Origin of the sequence: Pseudomonas sp. DC3200b2 (assembly GCF_049895785.1) — a bacterium.
GTDB classification, from domain to species: domain Bacteria; phylum Pseudomonadota; class Gammaproteobacteria; order Pseudomonadales; family Pseudomonadaceae; genus Aquipseudomonas; species Aquipseudomonas massiliensis.
On record NZ_JAFCTA010000005.1, the window covers coordinates 62,359 to 77,009 of the forward strand.

Sequence of the window (14,651 nt, forward strand, 5' to 3'; positions counted from 1 at the left end):
ATACTGCCAGAAGTCGCTCTCGTGCACCCGTTCGCCTCATCGGCCCAGGTTAGCGGCGCATCCCTGCCCGCGCCCGGCCCCATCGAAGCAGCCCTTGCATATTTGCGGCACAGCGCCTGGCCCCTTGCGGGAGGCCAGGAACATTCGCGCCACCTGCTGACGCTGCCGCGTCGGTCACCTTCGGCCATAGAGGCCGGGCGCCTTGCCTCCTGAGGTATTTATGAGTACCAACCTCGACCAGCTCACGGATTGGTTGAAGAAGCACAAGATCACCGAAGTCGAATGCCTGATCAGCGACCTGACCGGCATCACTCGCGGCAAGATTTCGCCTACCAACAAGTTCATCGCCGAAAAGGGCATGCGCTTGCCGGAAAGCGTGCTGCTGCAAACCGTTACCGGTGATTACGTCGAAGACGACATCTATTACGAGTTGCTCGACCCGGCCGATATCGACATGCTCTGCCGCCCGGACGAAAACGCAGTGTTCCTGGTGCCTTGGGCCATCGAGCCCACCGCCCAGGTGATTCACGATACCTACGACAAGCAGGGCAACCCGATCGAGCTGTCTCCGCGCAACGTATTGAAAAAGGTGCTCAAGCTCTACGCTGATCGTGGTTGGCAGCCAATCGTGGCGCCGGAAATGGAGTTCTACCTGACCAAGCGCTGCGATGATCCGGACTTCCCTCTTCAGCCACCGATCGGTCGCTCCGGGCGCCCGGAAACCGGTCGCCAGTCGTTCTCCATCGAGGCCGCGAACGAATTCGACCCTCTGTTCGAAGACGTCTATGACTGGTGCGAGCTACAGAACCTGGACCTGGACACCCTCATTCACGAAGACGGCACCGCCCAGATGGAAATCAACTTCCGTCATGGCAGCGCTCTGTCCCTGGCCGATCAGATCGTGGTGTTCAAGCGCACCATGCGCGAGGCCGCGCTCAAGCACAACGTGGCCGCTACTTTCATGGCCAAGCCCATGACCGGCGAGCCTGGCAGCGCCATGCATCTGCACCAGAGCGTGGTGAGCGTGGAAACTGGCAAGAGCATCTTTTCAAACGAAGATGGCTCCATGAGCCAGTTGTTCCTGCACCATGTGGGTGGCTTGCAGAAGTTCATTCCCGAATTGCTGCCACTGTTCGCGCCCAATGTGAACTCATTCCGCCGCTTCCTGCCCGATACCTCGGCGCCGGTCAACGTCGAATGGGGCGAGGAAAACCGTACCGTGGGCCTGCGCGTGCCAGACGCCACGCCACAGAATCGCCGAGTGGAAAACCGCCTGCCGGGCGCGGATGCCAACCCTTACCTGGCCATCGCGGCCAGCCTGCTGTGTGGCTTCATTGGCATGGTCGAGGGCATTCCGCCCAGCGCGCCGGTGCACGGTCGTGGCTATGAGCGCCGCAACCTGCGCCTGCCATTGACCATCGAGGATGCGCTCGAGCGCATGGAAAATTGCCGAACGGTGGAGAAATACCTCGGTCGCAAGTTCGTGACCGGTTATGTAGCGGTCAAGCGTGCCGAGCATGAGAATTTCAAGCGCGTGATCAGTTCGTGGGAACGGGAGTTCCTGTTGTTCGCGGTCTGATCGATGCGGACCGCCGCCCATCTCGGGCCGGCCCAGGAGAGGAATGATGAGCACTAAGAGTCCACAAACCCTGCAGTGGCAGGCCCTCAGCGGGGATCACCACCTGGCGCCCTTCAGCGACTATAGGCAACTGAAGGAAAAAGGTCCGCGGATCATCACCAAGGCCCAGGGCGTTCACCTTTGGGACAGCGAAGGGCACAAGATCCTGGATGGCATGGCGGGCCTGTGGTGCGTGGCGGTAGGCTACGGCCGAGAAGAACTGGTACAGGCCGCGGCCGCGCAGATGCGTGAGCTGCCTTACTACAACCTGTTCTTCCAGACGGCGCACCCGCCTGCCCTGGAACTGGCCCAGGCAGTGGTGCAGGTGGCGCCTGACGGCATGAGCCACGTGTTCTTCACCGGCTCGGGCTCCGAGGGCAACGATACCGTCCTGCGCCTGGTTCGCCATTACTGGGCATTGCAAGGCAAGCCTGGCAAGAAAACCATTATCGGTCGGGTCAATGGCTACCACGGCTCCACCGTGGCCGGCGCCAGCCTCGGCGGCATGTCCGGAATGCACGAGCAGGGCGACCTGCCGATCCCGGGCATCGCTCACATCCCGCAGCCGTACTGGTTCGGTGAAGGCGGCGATATGAGCCCGGATGAGTTCGGCCTGTGGGCGGCGAACCAGCTGGAAGAAAAGATCCTGGAGCTGGGCGAGGACCAGGTAGCGGCCTTCATCGCCGAGCCGATCCAGGGCGCTGGCGGGGTCATCATTCCGCCGGACAGCTACTGGCCGCGCATCAAGGAAATCCTGGCCAAGTACGACATCCTCTTCGTCGCCGACGAGGTCATCTGCGGGTTCGGCCGTACGGGCGAGTGGTTCGGTAGCGATTATTACCAGCTCAAGCCGGACCTGATGACCATCGCCAAGGGCCTTACCTCGGGTTACGTGCCCATGGGTGGCGTGATCGTGCGTGATCGCGTCGCCAAGGTGATCAGCGAAGGCGGCGATTTCAATCATGGGTTCACCTACTCAGGGCATCCGGTGGCGGCCGCTGTCGGTCTGGCCAACCTGCGCCTGCTCCATGAAGAAAAGATCATTGAACGGGTGAGAAGCGAAACGGCACCATATTTGCAAAAGCGCTTGCGGGAACTCGAAGACCACCCGCTGGTGGGCGAGGTCCGTGGGTTAGGCATGCTAGGCGCCATCGAGCTGGTAAAGGACAAAGCCACGCGCGAGCGTTATGAAGGTCGTGGTGTAGGCATGGTCTGCCGGCAGTTCTGCTTCGACAATGGCCTGATCATGCGCGCCGTGGGCGACACCATGATCATTGCGCCTCCGCTGGTGATGACCGAGGCGGACGTGGATGAACTGGTAAGCAAGGCGCGGTTGTGCCTGGACCTGACCCTTAATGCGATAAATGGCTAAATGCTAGTCTGTACCCAGGCGCGTTAGCCTAGGCGCCGGATCACCCGCTGGCCAGGCGCTGGCGGTGAGCGGGTGGTTAATCAAAAAATTTGGAGCATTACGCATGAAGAAATTTGGCAAGACGCTGCTCGCCATGTCCCTCGTGGCCGCCGCGGCCGGGGCAGCGCACGCGGATGACAAAGTCCTGCACGTCTACAACTGGTCTGACTATATCGCGCCCGACACTGTCGCCGACTTCGAGAAGGCGTCCGGAATCAAGGTGGTATATGACGTCTACGATAGCAACGAAACCCTGGAAGCCAAGATGCTGGCCGGCAAATCCGGGTATGACATCGTAGTACCGTCCAACAACTTCCTTGCCAAGCAAAACAAGGCCGGCGTTTACGAAGAACTGGACAAGGCCAAACTGCCGAACTGGAAGAACCTGGACGAGTCCCTGCTCAAGGCCGTGGGCGATGCCAGCGACCCGGGCAACAAGCATGCCTTCCCCTACATGTGGGGCACCATCGGCATCGGTTACAACCCTGCCAAGGTCAAGGCCGCGCTGGGCGTGGACAAGATCGATTCCTGGGATGTGCTGCTCAAGCCTGAGAACATCGCCAAGCTGAAATCCTGCGGGGTCAGCTTCCTGGATTCGCCTACCGAGATGCTGCCGGTCGCCTTGCACTACCTGGGGCTGCCGACCAACACCACCAAGAAGGAAGACTTGAAGAAAGCCGAAGATCTTTTCCTGAGCATCCGCCCGAACATCACTTATTTCCATTCTTCCAAGTACATCTCTGACCTGGCTACCGGCAACATCTGCGTAGCGGTCGGCTACTCGGGCGACGTGCAGCAGGCCAAGTCCCGCGCCGAGGAAGCCGGTGGCAAGGTGACGGTCAGCTACGCCATTCCGAAGGAAGGCGCCGGCACCTTCTATGACATGGTCGCGATTCCCAAGGATGCGGAAAACAAGGAGGCCGCCTATGCCTTCATGAACTTCCTCCTTGAGCCCAAGAACATGGCCAAGATCACCAACGCCGTTCAGTTCCCGAACGGTAACAAGGCCGCCACTGAATTCGTGGACGATGCCATCAAGTCGGACCCGAGCATCTACCCGTCCGACGAGGTGAAAGCCAAGTTCTACGCGATCGCCGATCTGCCCCAGCCTACGCTGCGTGAGATGACCCGTAGCTGGACCAAGATCAAGTCGGGCAAATAAGCGCCCGCTCCAGGGCTTGCCGGGCGGCTGTGCCTGGCAAGCCAGGGCGAATGTTTACGATTTAATTTTGCCCAGAGGGCGTATCGAAGGTAAGTTGCGCGCCGGTTTTAGATTCCGGTCGGTTGGTTGCCGTCTGAAAGAATATTTCGAGAGGATATTTCACTTGTCTGACTCCTTAATAAGCAAGGCGATAATGCTCACCCTCGGGCTTGCCTTCACGGCTGGCGCCCACGCGGCAGGGACGGTAAAGATCTACAACTGGTCGGACTACATCGGTGAAACGACCCTGGCGGACTTTGAAAAGGCCACGGGCGTCACGCCTTCCTATGACGTCTTCGATTCCAATGAAACCCTCGAGGGTAAACTGCTCGCAGGCCATACCGGCTATGACGTGGTGGTACCGTCGAACCATTTCCTGGGTAAGCAGATCAAGGCTGGCGTGTTCCAGAAGCTGGACCGCAGCCAATTGCCCAACTGGAAAAACCTCGACCCGACCCTGATGAAACGCCTGGAAGCCAACGATCCCGGCAACCAGTACGCCGTGCCCTACCTGTGGGGCACCAATGGCATCGGCTACAACGTGGCCAAGGTAAAGGCCGCCCTGGGCGTGGAAAAGATCGATTCCTGGGCGACGATTTTCGAGCCCGAGAACATGAAGAAACTACAGAAATGTGGCGTCGCCTTCCTCGACTCGCCTGACGAAATGATGCCTGCCGTGCTGCAGTACCTGGGGCTGGACCCCAACAGCACCAACCCGGACGACTACAAGAAGGCTGAAGCCAAGCTGCTCGCCGTGCGCCCGTACGTGCGCTATTTCCATTCCTCCAAATACATCACGGACCTTTCCTCCGGAAACATCTGCGTGGCCGCCGGGTTCTCCGGAGACGTGTTCCAGGCGCGCAACCGCGCCAGTGAAGCCAAGAACGGTGTGAACGTTGCCTACGCCGTACCCAAGGAAGGAGGCAACCTGTGGTTCGACATGCTGGCCATTCCCGCCGATGCACCGGATCCGAAGCAGGCCCATGCCTTCATCAATTACCTGTTGGAGCCCAAGGTGATCGCTCAGGTGAGCGACTATGTGGGCTATGCCAACCCGAATCCGGAGGCCAAGTCCGACATGGACGAAGCCGTGAGCCAAGATCCTGCGGTGTATCCGCCACAGGACGTGCTCGAAAAGGCGTACGTCAGCCACGAGCTGCCGCCTAACATTCAACGCTTGATGACCCGTTCCTGGACGCGCATCAAGACGGGCAAATAATTAACCTTTACCCGCCTCGCGGCGGGCCTGTGAAACGTTGGGAGTTCGTTGATGGCCGTTGCCTCCAGTGCCTATAAGAAAGCCCTCGAAGGCGGGCAACACCCTAAAGAGGTGTTGGTCAAGATCGATCGGGTCACCAAGAAGTTCGACGAGACGATCGCCGTGGACGATGTGTCCCTGCAGATCCACAAGGGTGAGATCTTCGCCCTGCTGGGGGGATCGGGCTCGGGTAAATCCACGCTGTTGCGCATGCTTGCCGGGTTCGAGCGGCCGACCGAAGGGCGAATCTTCCTCGACGGAGTGGACATCACCGATATGCCGCCCTACAAGCGGCCCATCAACATGATGTTCCAGTCTTACGCCTTGTTCCCGCACATGACGGTGGCCCAGAACATCGCGTTCGGCCTCAAGCAGGACAAGATGCCCGCCGCGGAAATCGACGCGCGGGTCGCCGAAATGCTCAAGCTGGTGCACATGACCCAGTACGCCAAGCGCAAGCCGCACCAGTTGTCTGGCGGCCAGCGCCAGCGGGTGGCCCTGGCGCGCTCCCTGGCCAAGCGTCCCAAGCTCTTGCTGCTGGACGAGCCCATGGGGGCGCTGGACAAGAAACTGCGTTCGGAGATGCAGCTGGAACTGGTGGAAATCATCGAGCGCGTGGGTGTGACCTGCGTGATGGTGACCCACGACCAAGAAGAAGCCATGACCATGGCCCAGCGTATCGCCATCATGCACTTGGGCTGGATCGCTCAGATCGGTAGCCCCATCGACGTGTACGAAACGCCTACCAGCCGGCTGGTGTGCGAGTTCATCGGTAACGTCAACCTGTTCGACGGCGAAGTGGTCGAGGACATGGAAGGCTATGCCCTGATCAGTTCCCCTGAACTGGAGCGCAGCATCTACGTGGGCCACGGTGTGAGTACCGCGGCCGAAGACAAGAGCGTGACCTACGCCATTCGCCCGGAAAAGCTGCTGGTCACCACCGAACAGCCGCCGACCGAGCACAACTGGTCTCGCGGCAAGGTCCATGACATTGCCTATCTGGGCGGGCATTCGGTGTTCTACGTACAGTTGCCCAGCGGCAAGATCGTACAGTCGTTCGTGGCCAACGCCGAGCGTCGCGGCGCCCGGCCGACCTGGGACGATGAAGTGTTCGTATGGTGGGAAGACGACAGCGGCGTGGTGCTTCGCTCATGAACAAGAAACTCAAGCGTATCTATAACCGGTGGGTGCCTGGCGGCCGCCAGGTCGTGATCGGCATCCCGTTCCTGTGGCTGTTCCTGTTCTTCATGCTGCCGTTCTTCATCGTATTGAAGATCAGTTTCGCCGAGGCGGATGTGGCCATTCCGCCCTATACGGAAATCTGGCAGTACGCCGAAGGCAAGATCGATATCGCTCTCAACCTGGCGAACTACCTGCTGTTGGGTGACGACGAACTTTACTTCTCGGCCTACCTCGGCTCGCTGAAGATGGCGTTCTTCAGCACGCTCTTGTGCCTGCTGATCGGCTACCCCATGGCGTACGCCATGTCCGTGGCCAAGAAAGAAACCCAGACAGTGCTGCTGCTGCTGATCATGATGCCGACCTGGACGGCGATCCTGATCCGGGTGTACGCCTGGATGGGCCTGCTGAGCAACAACGGTCTTTTGAACGGCCTTTTGATGTACCTGGGCCTGATCGACCAGCCACTGCAGATCCTCAACACCAACCTGGCGGTCTATATCGGCGTGGTCTATTCCTATCTGCCGTTCATGATCCTGCCCCTGTTCGCCAACCTGGTCAAGCACGATCACAGCCTGCTCGAAGCCGCGTCGGACCTTGGCTCGAGCCGCTTCAACAACTTCTGGAAGATCACCGTGCCGCTGTCGAAGAACGGCATCGTGGCCGGCTGCATGCTGGTGTTCATCCCGGTGGTGGGTGAGTTCGTGATTCCGGAACTGCTGGGCGGGCCGGAAACCCTGATGATCGGCAAGGTATTGTGGCAGGAGTTCTTCAACAACCGTGACTGGCCGGTGGCATCGGCCCTGGCGGTAGTGATGCTGGCCCTGTTGATCGTGCCCATTCTGCTCTTCAACCGTAGCCAGGCCAAAGAGATGGAGGGCAAGGTATGACTTCGCGCTGGCGTTTTTCCACCTTCATGCTGTGGGCGGGCCTGCTGTTCATCTATGCGCCCATGGTCATCCTGGTGATCTTCTCCTTCAACGCGTCCCGGCTGGTGACGGTCTGGGGAGGCTGGTCGGTGAAGTGGTACGTGGGGTTGATGCACAACGATCAGCTGATGAGCGCCGTGTTCCGCTCGCTGGAGATCGCCACCTACACCGCCCTTTCATCGGTGTTCCTCGGCACGCTGGCGGCCTTCGTGCTGACCCGTGTGCCTCGCTTCAAGGGGCGTACCTTGTTCGGCGGCTTGGTCACCGCGCCCCTGGTGATGCCGGAAGTGATCACCGGTCTCTCGCTGCTGTTGCTGTTCGTCGCCATGGCACAGGTGGTGGGCTGGCCGCAGGAACGCGGCGTGCCGACCATCTGGATTGCCCACACTACTTTCTGCGCGGCCTATGTGGCGGTGGTGGTGTCGGCGCGGCTGCGTGAGCTGGACCTGTCCATCGAGGAGGCGGCCATGGACCTGGGCGCGAGGCCCTGGAAGGTGTTCATGCTGATCACCATCCCCATGATCGCGCCTTCCCTGGCAGCCGGCGGCATGATGTCGTTCGCCCTGTCCCTGGATGACCTGGTGTTGGCCAGCTTCGTGGCCGGCCCCGGCTCCACCACCCTGCCGATGGAGGTATTCTCCCAGGTGCGCCTGGGCGTCAAGCCGGAGATCAACGCCATCGCCAGCCTCATCCTGTTGGTGGTGTCGATCTTCACCTTCCTGGTCTGGTTCTTCAGCCGCCGAGCCGAAGAGCGTCGCCGTCGGGCCATCCAGCAAGCGATCGAGGAGGCCGCCCAGGCCAACTCGGCACAGCCGGACCCCCGTCGGGCCAAGGCCGAAGCTGTCTCCGCCTGAGCCCTTGTGTCCAGGGAAAGGTGGCGGTAGGGTTACCCGCATAACCGGGTAACCCTTATGTCCGCTACCTTCCATCCAGACCAGCTGCGCGCCAGCCTCCCCCTTCTCGCCGATGCCCGGCCGCCTTGCGATCACGGGGCAGCCTACCAGCGTTTCTACGGGCTCGACCTGCCGGGCTGCGGGGTCCGTTTCACCAGCCTGCTGGGGCGTTTCGAGGTTGAAGGCTTCGATGTGGTCGCCCAGGCCTGGCTCCCGCCGCAACCTCGCGGCACCTTGCTGCTATTGCATGGTTTCTATGACCACATGGGGCTGTTCCGGCACTTGGTAGACTGGGCGCTGGACTGCGGCCTGGCGGTGTTGTCATGCGACCTGCCGGGCCATGGGTTGTCCAGCGGCACGCGGGCAAGCATCCAGGATTTCGCCCACTACCAGTCAGTACTGGACAGCCTGCTGATCCAGGCCGGTAGCCTGACGCTTCCTCGGCCCTGGCACGCGCTGGGGCAGAGTACAGGCGGTGCGATATTCATCGACCATGCATTGCATCAGGCTCAGCGCAGCCCCATCGACGGGCAGCTGATGTTGTTGGCGCCCTTGGTACGGCCCCGGGCGTGGGGGTGGTCCAAGCTCAGTTACCACGCGCTGCGCCCGTTCGTGGACGGAGTCGCCCGGCGCTTCAGCGAGAACAGTAACGATCCGGCTTTCCTGGCGTTTCTCCAGGCCGATCCGCTACAGCCGCTGCGCCTGCCCACGGCCTGGGTAGGCGCGCTGGTGCAGTGGGTCAAGCGCATCGAGGCCGCTCCCGGCTGTGAGCGCAGCCCCCTGATCGTTCAGGGGGAGCAGGACATGACCGTGGACTGGCGCTATAACCTCAAGGTCCTGGAGCGCAAATTCAGGCAGCCCGAAATCCTGCGTCTGCCTCAGGGCCGGCATCATCTGGCCAACGAGACGACGCGGATTCGCGAACATTACCTTTCGCACTTGCGCGAGCGTCTGTAGCGCGGGCCGGTGCCAAGGCCAGGCGCCCTCAGCGCGTACCCACCGCCAGCCCCGCGCGTACCGCTGCCAAGGCTGCTTGGTAGTAGGCCTGGCCGTCCGCCGATTCGGCGAAGGCTACGAATTCTTCCAGCTCGGGATCGCTCAGTTCGCGATAGACGTAGAGCAGGGTGTTGTCCAGGTCCGCGCCTATCTGCTGCTCGAGACGTTCACGTTGGCCTTCCAGCAGCCCTGGCGCAGAACCGCCTCCGAGCAGGCCGGGAATCATCGAGCTCAGGCTGTCGGCGGCTACGCCTGCAATGGCCAGGCTCACTTCAGCACCGGCTTCGCGAGCAGGCAGGGCACGGGCCAGGTGGCCGATAAGCAGTTGCCGGGTATCGCTGGCCTGCATCTTGGGCAACCCTTGGGCATTGCGGGCCAGCTGGTCGGCGCGGGTAGCCAGCAGTTCGGCGGCGACGATCTTGCGTCCCAGGGGCGACTGGAAGAAGGCCAGGGCCGGCTGCGGTCGTGCCAGCGCCTGGCGCAGGCTGGCTTCGGCCCGCTGGTCCATGGCCTGGGGGGCGAAGCGCTGGTTGCTATTGTTCACCAGCGCCTGGAACACCGCCGGGGGCAAGCTGTTCTGGTAGCGTTGTTGCGCGGCCCGCAAGGCTTCGGTGAAGTGTCCTCGCTGCTCCGGCCAGCCCGCTGCCTTGTAGAGTTCGTCGTGCACGTCCGCCCAGGCCGGCAAGGCGCAGAGCAGCAACACAACGGAAAGAAAACGACGCATGGAGGACTCCTGTCGGCAGGGCGCTATTGTCTGTGTGGGCGGCCGCGTTTGTCGAGAGAGGCGAGGCGGCGAGCGATGAAAGCGTTTTTGGCAACGTTGTGAAGCCAGGGCACTGGCCGCTACCATGAGCGCATGACTATTTCACTCGACCATCCGCTATTCCTGCGTATCGCTTCGGACCTGGCCGACCATGGCTGGTCCCAGCAAACCATCTTCCTGCCCGACACCCTGACCCAGGCCTTGGCCAAGGAATGCCAGGCGCGTGCCCTGGCGGGCGCGTTGACCCCGGCGGCCACGGGCCGAGGCGCCACCGCCCAGGTGCGCGAAGGTATACGTGGCGATGCCATCCAGTGGCTGGAGCCAGGCCAGAGCGAGCCCACCGACCGCTACCTGGGCATCATGGACAGCCTGCGGCGAAGCCTGAACCAGGCGCTGTACCTGGGCCTGGAGGACTTTGAGAGCCATTACGCCTGTTACCCGCCCGGAGCTTGCTACAAGCGCCACCTGGATCGTTTCAACGATGACGACCGCCGCAGCGTTTCCACGGTGCTCTACCTGAACCAGGCGTGGCTTGCGGAAGATGGCGGTCAACTGCGGCTCTATCTTCCCCATGAACGCCAGCATGAGGTTGTTCCCACCGGCGGTGCCCTGGTGGTTTTTCTTTCCGACCAGATTCCCCACGAAGTACTTCCTGCGCGTCGAGAGCGCATGTCCTTGACCGGCTGGTTCCGGCGCCGAGGCGCCTCGCCCTTATGACAGCCAAGGTGCTGGTCAGCCGTTGTCTGCTAGGCGAACCCGTGCGTTATGACGGCCAGGCCAGCGGGTACTGGGCGCTGCTGAAGGCCTGGCAGGCCGAAGGGCGCGTCGTGCCACTGTGCCCGGAAGTCGCCGGCGGCTTGCCAACACCGCGACCTCCCGCGGAAATCGACGGCGGTCAAGGCCGCGCAGTGCTTGCCGGCCAGGCGCGCATCATCGCCAGCACGGGCGAGGACGTGACCGCATCGTTTCTTGTGGGGGCCGAGGCTGCGCTGGCGCTGGTTCGTGCCCATGACATCCGCGTGGCCGTCCTCAAGGCCAACAGCCCGTCATGCGGAAACGAGCAGACCTACGACGGCAGCTTCAGCGGACGGCGAGTGACAGGGGAAGGCGTGGCCGCGGCCTTGCTGGCGCAGGCAGGGGTGAAGGTATTCAACGAAGGGCAGTTGGAGCAGGTAGAGGCGTTTTTGCGGCGCCTGGAACCTTGAAGACTGCGGCCACTTCCCCTCGGAGAAGTGGCCGCGATCATCAGAACAGCACGCGGCAGCGGATGGTGCCCTTGATCTGCTGCAGCTTGGCCTGGGCCAGGTCGGAGTACTCGGCGTCCACGTCGATCACCACGTAGCCGACCTTTTCATTGGTTTGCAGGAACTGGCCGGAGATGTTGATGCCGTTCTCGGCGAACACCTTGTTGATCTCGCTCAGCACGCCAGGAATGTTTTCATGGATGTGCAGCAAGCGGTGCTTGCCTGGGTGAGCCGGCAGGGCCACCTCGGGGAAGTTGACCGAGGAAACCGAGGTACCGTTGTCGCTGTACTTGACCAGCTTTTCCGCCACTTCCAACCCGATGTTGGCCTGTGCTTCAGCGGTGGAGCCACCGATGTGCGGGGTAAGGATGACATTGTCCAGGCCACGCAGGGGGCTTTCGAACACGTCATCGTTGCTGCGCGGTTCCACGGGGAACACGTCGATGGCGGCGCCGATCAGGTGCTTGTCCTTGATGGCTTCAGCCAGGGCTTCCAGGCGCACCACGGTGCCGCGGGCGGCGTTGATCAGAATGCCGCCCTTCTTCATGGAGCGGATTTCTTCCTCGCCAATCATCCACTTGGTCGAGGGCAGCTCGGGTACGTGCAGCGAAACGATGTCCGCCAGGCCCAGCAACTCCTTGAGGGTAGGTACCTGGGTAGCGTTGCCCAGGGGTAGCTTGGTCAGGGGGTCATAGAAGAACACCTGCATGCCCAGGCTTTCGGCCAGCACCGACAGCTGGGTACCGATGGAACCATAGCCGACGATGCCAAGCTTCTTGCCACGGATCTCGAAGGAGTTCGCCGCGCTCTTGATCCAGCCGCCACGATGGCAGGAAGCGTTCTTCTCGGGAATCCCGCGCAACAGCAGGATGGCTTCGGCCAGCACCAGTTCGGCCACCGAACGGGTATTGGAATAGGGGGCGTTGAAGACGGCGATACCGCGCTCGCGGGCGGCATTGAGGTCCACCTGGTTCGTGCCAATGCAGAAGCAGCCTACCGCCACCAGCTTCTTGGCGCTGTCGAACAGTTCTTCCGTCAGATGAGTCCGCGAGCGAATGCCGAGAAAATGAGCTTCCGCGATCTTTTCCTTCAGCTCTGCTTCCGGCAGGGAACTGGAGTGGTACTCGATGTTGGTGTAACCGGCCGCCTTGAGCGTGTCCACGGCAGTCTGGTGTACGCCTTCGAGAAGAAGGAACTTGATCTTGCTCTTGTCGAGAGAAGTCTTGCTCATCTGCTTAAACCTGGGTTCCGGAAAAAAGGGCAGGAAAGGGGAAAAACCCGCTGCGCTCGCGCTGGGCGCCGCGTCTGGCAGCGCCAGGGCGGGGGCGTATGCTAGCATGTCCGCCTTCCCTGGCGCCCGCCCTGAGACGTGAATATGGCTCAGGCGCCCCATGAGCGGTTCGCGGGTTCGCTTGCAGGTTCTGCCCTCCAGGAGTCGACGATGAGCTATCAGCACCAGTATGCCGACGGTACCCACATCCATTTCCCCTTGGGGAAGGTAGTCTGCATTGGCCGCAACTACGCCGAGCACGCCCACGAGCTGAACAACCCGGTGCCTACCGAGCCCTTGCTGTTCATCAAGCCGGGCAGCTGCGTGGTGCCAGCCGCGGGCGGCTTCAAGATCCCCAGCGGGCGCGGCTCGGTTCATTACGAAACGGAAATCGCGGTGCTGCTGGGCAAGGCGCTGTCCACCCAGCCGAGCGAAGAGGAAGTGCTCGACGCCATTTCCGGTTTCGCCCCGGCGCTGGACCTCACCCTGCGGGATGTGCAGGCCAGGCTCAAGGAAAAGGGCCTGCCCTGGGAGTTGGCCAAGTCATTCGACGGCGCCTGCGTGCTCACCCCCTTCGTTGCCGCGTCCGCCTTCGAAGACCTGACCGCGATTCCGCTGCGGCTGACGCTCAACGGCCAGGTGCGTCAGGACGACACCAGCGCCAAGATGCTCAACCCGATCGTCAAGACGATCCAGTACATGGCCGGGCACTTCTCGCTGCTGGCCGGGGACGTCATCATGACCGGCACGCCGGCCGGCGTCGGAGCGCTCGAGTCCGGCGATGAGCTGATACTGGCGCTGCCGGGCGCCATCGAGGTACAGACTCGGGTACTTTGAGCACTGCGGGAAACCCGCGTCCTTCGCGGTTTTTTCACATCGCATGCAGATAATGGCGGCACCTCTCGCCAGCCGCAGGTGACTCGATGTCCGACACAGCCGCTTTACCCTCCATATCGGCCTCAGGTAGAGCCTCTGGCCGCAGGCGGCTGTACATTGCCGGAGCCGCGATCCTGATCGTCGCTTACCTGGTCGCCGCTCTGCTGCATTGGGACGATCGCGCGTTGCTCTGGTTCAGGGAGGCCATGACTTCGCCAGCGGCCCAGGCCAAGGCGGTTTGGCTGCCCGATTACCGAGTGACCATCGACGCCCGACCGCTACCCGGCCTGGAAAACGCGGAGGCCTCGGACCTGACCTACGACCCGGTCACCCGTACTCTGTATTCGGTCATGGGCAAGGAGCCGCTGCTCGTTCAGCTCAGCCTGCAAGGCGATGTGCTACGTCGCATCCCCTTGGTGGGCTGGAGCAACCCTGAAGGTATAAGTCGCCTGGCCGATGGCCGTCTGGCGATCGTCGACGAGCGTCAGCACACCCTCACGGTGGTAACGGTGAACCCTGATACCACGGCATTGAATTTCGCCGACTTTCATTCAACCGACCTTGGTGCCAGCCCGGACGGGAACAAGGGCTATGAAGGTGTAGCCTGGGATGCTCGTCACCAGCGGTTGCTGGTGGGCCAGGAACGCCCCTCCTTGCTGTTCAGCCTCAAAGGCAATGACAGCGGCTTCGGCTCGCAAAAGACTCCGGTAGCCAGCGATGCGCTGGATATGCGCAACCTCTCGGCCATGACATTCGATCCACGCACCGGCCATCTGCTGTTGCTTTCCGCCGACTCGCATCTGCTCATCGAAGCCGACGAAAACGGCCAGCCCGTGAGCTTCATGACCCTGCTCGGCCATTTCAACGGCCTGGCCCATACGGTGCCTCGGGCAGAAGGGGTGGCCATGGATGACCAAGGCACGCTCTATGTAGTGAGCGAACCCAACCTCTTCTATGCCTTCGAGAAAAAGTGAAACCTGGTGGCAGTCTTAAGCCCTGTTTCAGCGAACTGT

The 14,651-nt window shown here is 61.8% G+C and carries 14 protein-coding genes; 12 read left to right on the plus strand and 2 right to left on the minus strand.

Annotated features, from left to right (window positions below):
- Positions 1-220 precede the first annotated feature (220 nt).
- The 8 genes from ACP691_RS15550 to ACP691_RS15585 all read left to right on the plus strand — a co-directional run bounded on the left by ACP691_RS15550 (position 221) and on the right by ACP691_RS15585 (position 9,446).
- Complete coding sequence (locus ACP691_RS15550; RefSeq protein ID WP_040259485.1) at positions 221-1,579, plus strand: glutamine synthetase family protein; 1,359 nt, start codon at positions 221-223, stop codon at positions 1,577-1,579.
- Between the two features lie 46 nt (positions 1,580-1,625).
- Positions 1,626-2,990, plus strand: coding sequence for an aspartate aminotransferase family protein (locus tag ACP691_RS15555; protein WP_426151715.1), 1,365 nt, complete (start codon positions 1,626-1,628; stop codon positions 2,988-2,990).
- A gap of 103 nt (positions 2,991-3,093) precedes the next feature.
- A complete protein-coding gene (locus ACP691_RS15560; protein ID WP_426151713.1) occupies positions 3,094-4,191 on the plus strand; it encodes a polyamine ABC transporter substrate-binding protein in 1,098 nt (365 codons plus the stop codon).
- Positions 4,192-4,384: 193 nt separating this feature from the next.
- The gene (locus ACP691_RS15565; protein ID WP_426151814.1) at positions 4,385-5,449 is read left to right on the plus strand and encodes a polyamine ABC transporter substrate-binding protein; all 1,065 of its coding nucleotides are present in this window, start codon (positions 4,385-4,387) and stop codon (positions 5,447-5,449) included.
- A 51-nt stretch (positions 5,450-5,500) separates the two neighbouring features.
- On the plus strand, positions 5,501-6,643 hold the full coding sequence (potA, locus tag ACP691_RS15570; protein WP_426151711.1) for a polyamine ABC transporter ATP-binding protein: 1,143 nt from the start codon (positions 5,501-5,503) through the stop codon (positions 6,641-6,643).
- A 32-nt stretch (positions 6,644-6,675) separates the two neighbouring features.
- Positions 6,676-7,557 carry an ABC transporter permease subunit gene (locus ACP691_RS15575; RefSeq protein WP_187375306.1) on the plus strand — a complete coding sequence of 294 codons (882 nt, stop codon included), beginning with the start codon at positions 6,676-6,678 and terminating at the stop codon, positions 7,555-7,557.
- Positions 7,554-8,450 (plus strand): ABC transporter permease subunit, encoded by an 897-nt coding sequence (locus ACP691_RS15580; RefSeq protein ID WP_426151709.1) that lies wholly within the window; start codon positions 7,554-7,556, stop codon positions 8,448-8,450. Before ACP691_RS15575 ends, ACP691_RS15580 begins: the two co-directional genes overlap by 4 nt.
- 57 nt (positions 8,451-8,507) lie before the next feature.
- Positions 8,508-9,446, plus strand: a complete 939-nt coding sequence (locus tag ACP691_RS15585; RefSeq protein ID WP_426151707.1) for an alpha/beta hydrolase — start codon at positions 8,508-8,510, stop codon at positions 9,444-9,446.
- Positions 9,447-9,474: 28 nt separating this feature from the next.
- Here the strand turns inward: ACP691_RS15585 and ACP691_RS15590 are convergent, their stop codons facing one another.
- On the minus strand, positions 9,475-10,209 hold the full coding sequence (locus tag ACP691_RS15590) for a DUF2059 domain-containing protein (RefSeq protein ID WP_426151705.1): 735 nt from the start codon (positions 10,207-10,209) through the stop codon (positions 9,475-9,477).
- 132 nt (positions 10,210-10,341) lie between these two features.
- Here ACP691_RS15590 and ACP691_RS15595 point away from each other — a divergent pair, with 132 nt between their 5' ends.
- Entirely contained in the window at positions 10,342-10,965 is a 624-nt protein-coding gene (locus tag ACP691_RS15595) for a 2OG-Fe(II) oxygenase (RefSeq protein WP_426151703.1), read from the plus strand.
- The gene (locus ACP691_RS15600; protein ID WP_426151701.1) at positions 10,962-11,453 is read left to right on the plus strand and encodes a DUF523 domain-containing protein; all 492 of its coding nucleotides are present in this window, start codon (positions 10,962-10,964) and stop codon (positions 11,451-11,453) included. Before ACP691_RS15595 ends, ACP691_RS15600 begins: the two co-directional genes overlap by 4 nt.
- Positions 11,454-11,493: 40 nt before the next feature.
- Here ACP691_RS15600 and serA read toward each other — a convergent pair whose 3' ends face one another.
- On the minus strand, positions 11,494-12,723 hold the full coding sequence (serA, locus tag ACP691_RS15605) for a phosphoglycerate dehydrogenase (RefSeq protein WP_426151699.1): 1,230 nt from the start codon (positions 12,721-12,723) through the stop codon (positions 11,494-11,496).
- A 210-nt stretch (positions 12,724-12,933) separates the two neighbouring features.
- On the opposite strand from serA, the gene ACP691_RS15610 reads away from it, so the two are divergent.
- Both ACP691_RS15610 and ACP691_RS15615 read left to right on the plus strand, forming a co-directional pair.
- Positions 12,934-13,599, plus strand: a complete 666-nt coding sequence (locus ACP691_RS15610; RefSeq protein ID WP_426151697.1) for a fumarylacetoacetate hydrolase family protein — start codon at positions 12,934-12,936, stop codon at positions 13,597-13,599.
- A gap of 86 nt (positions 13,600-13,685) precedes the next feature.
- A complete protein-coding gene (locus ACP691_RS15615; RefSeq protein WP_426151695.1) occupies positions 13,686-14,612 on the plus strand; it encodes an SdiA-regulated domain-containing protein in 927 nt (308 codons plus the stop codon).
- Positions 14,613-14,651 lie beyond the last annotated feature (39 nt).

What these genes read in the sequence shown, in the direction of transcription:
- ACP691_RS15550 (WP_040259485.1), top strand. Translation starts at nt 221, where the DNA reads ATGAGTACCAACCTCGACCAGCTCACGGATTGGTTGAAGAAGCACAAG.
- ACP691_RS15610 (WP_426151697.1), top strand. Translation starts at nt 12,934, where the DNA reads ATGAGCTATCAGCACCAGTATGCCGACGGTACCCACATCCATTTCCCC.
- ACP691_RS15585 (WP_426151707.1), top strand. Translation starts at nt 8,508, where the DNA reads ATGTCCGCTACCTTCCATCCAGACCAGCTGCGCGCCAGCCTCCCCCTT.
- ACP691_RS15560 (WP_426151713.1), top strand. Translation starts at nt 3,094, where the DNA reads ATGAAGAAATTTGGCAAGACGCTGCTCGCCATGTCCCTCGTGGCCGCC.
- ACP691_RS15555 (WP_426151715.1), top strand. Translation starts at nt 1,626, where the DNA reads ATGAGCACTAAGAGTCCACAAACCCTGCAGTGGCAGGCCCTCAGCGGG.
- ACP691_RS15580 (WP_426151709.1), top strand. Translation starts at nt 7,554, where the DNA reads ATGACTTCGCGCTGGCGTTTTTCCACCTTCATGCTGTGGGCGGGCCTG.
- ACP691_RS15615 (WP_426151695.1), top strand. Translation starts at nt 13,686, where the DNA reads ATGTCCGACACAGCCGCTTTACCCTCCATATCGGCCTCAGGTAGAGCC.
- serA (WP_426151699.1), bottom strand. Translation starts at nt 12,723, where the DNA reads ATGAGCAAGACTTCTCTCGACAAGAGCAAGATCAAGTTCCTTCTTCTC.
- ACP691_RS15590 (WP_426151705.1), bottom strand. Translation starts at nt 10,209, where the DNA reads ATGCGTCGTTTTCTTTCCGTTGTGTTGCTGCTCTGCGCCTTGCCGGCC.
- potA (WP_426151711.1), top strand. Translation starts at nt 5,501, where the DNA reads ATGGCCGTTGCCTCCAGTGCCTATAAGAAAGCCCTCGAAGGCGGGCAA.
- ACP691_RS15595 (WP_426151703.1), top strand. Translation starts at nt 10,342, where the DNA reads ATGACTATTTCACTCGACCATCCGCTATTCCTGCGTATCGCTTCGGAC.
- ACP691_RS15600 (WP_426151701.1), top strand. Translation starts at nt 10,962, where the DNA reads ATGACAGCCAAGGTGCTGGTCAGCCGTTGTCTGCTAGGCGAACCCGTG.
- ACP691_RS15565 (WP_426151814.1), top strand. Translation starts at nt 4,385, where the DNA reads ATGCTCACCCTCGGGCTTGCCTTCACGGCTGGCGCCCACGCGGCAGGG.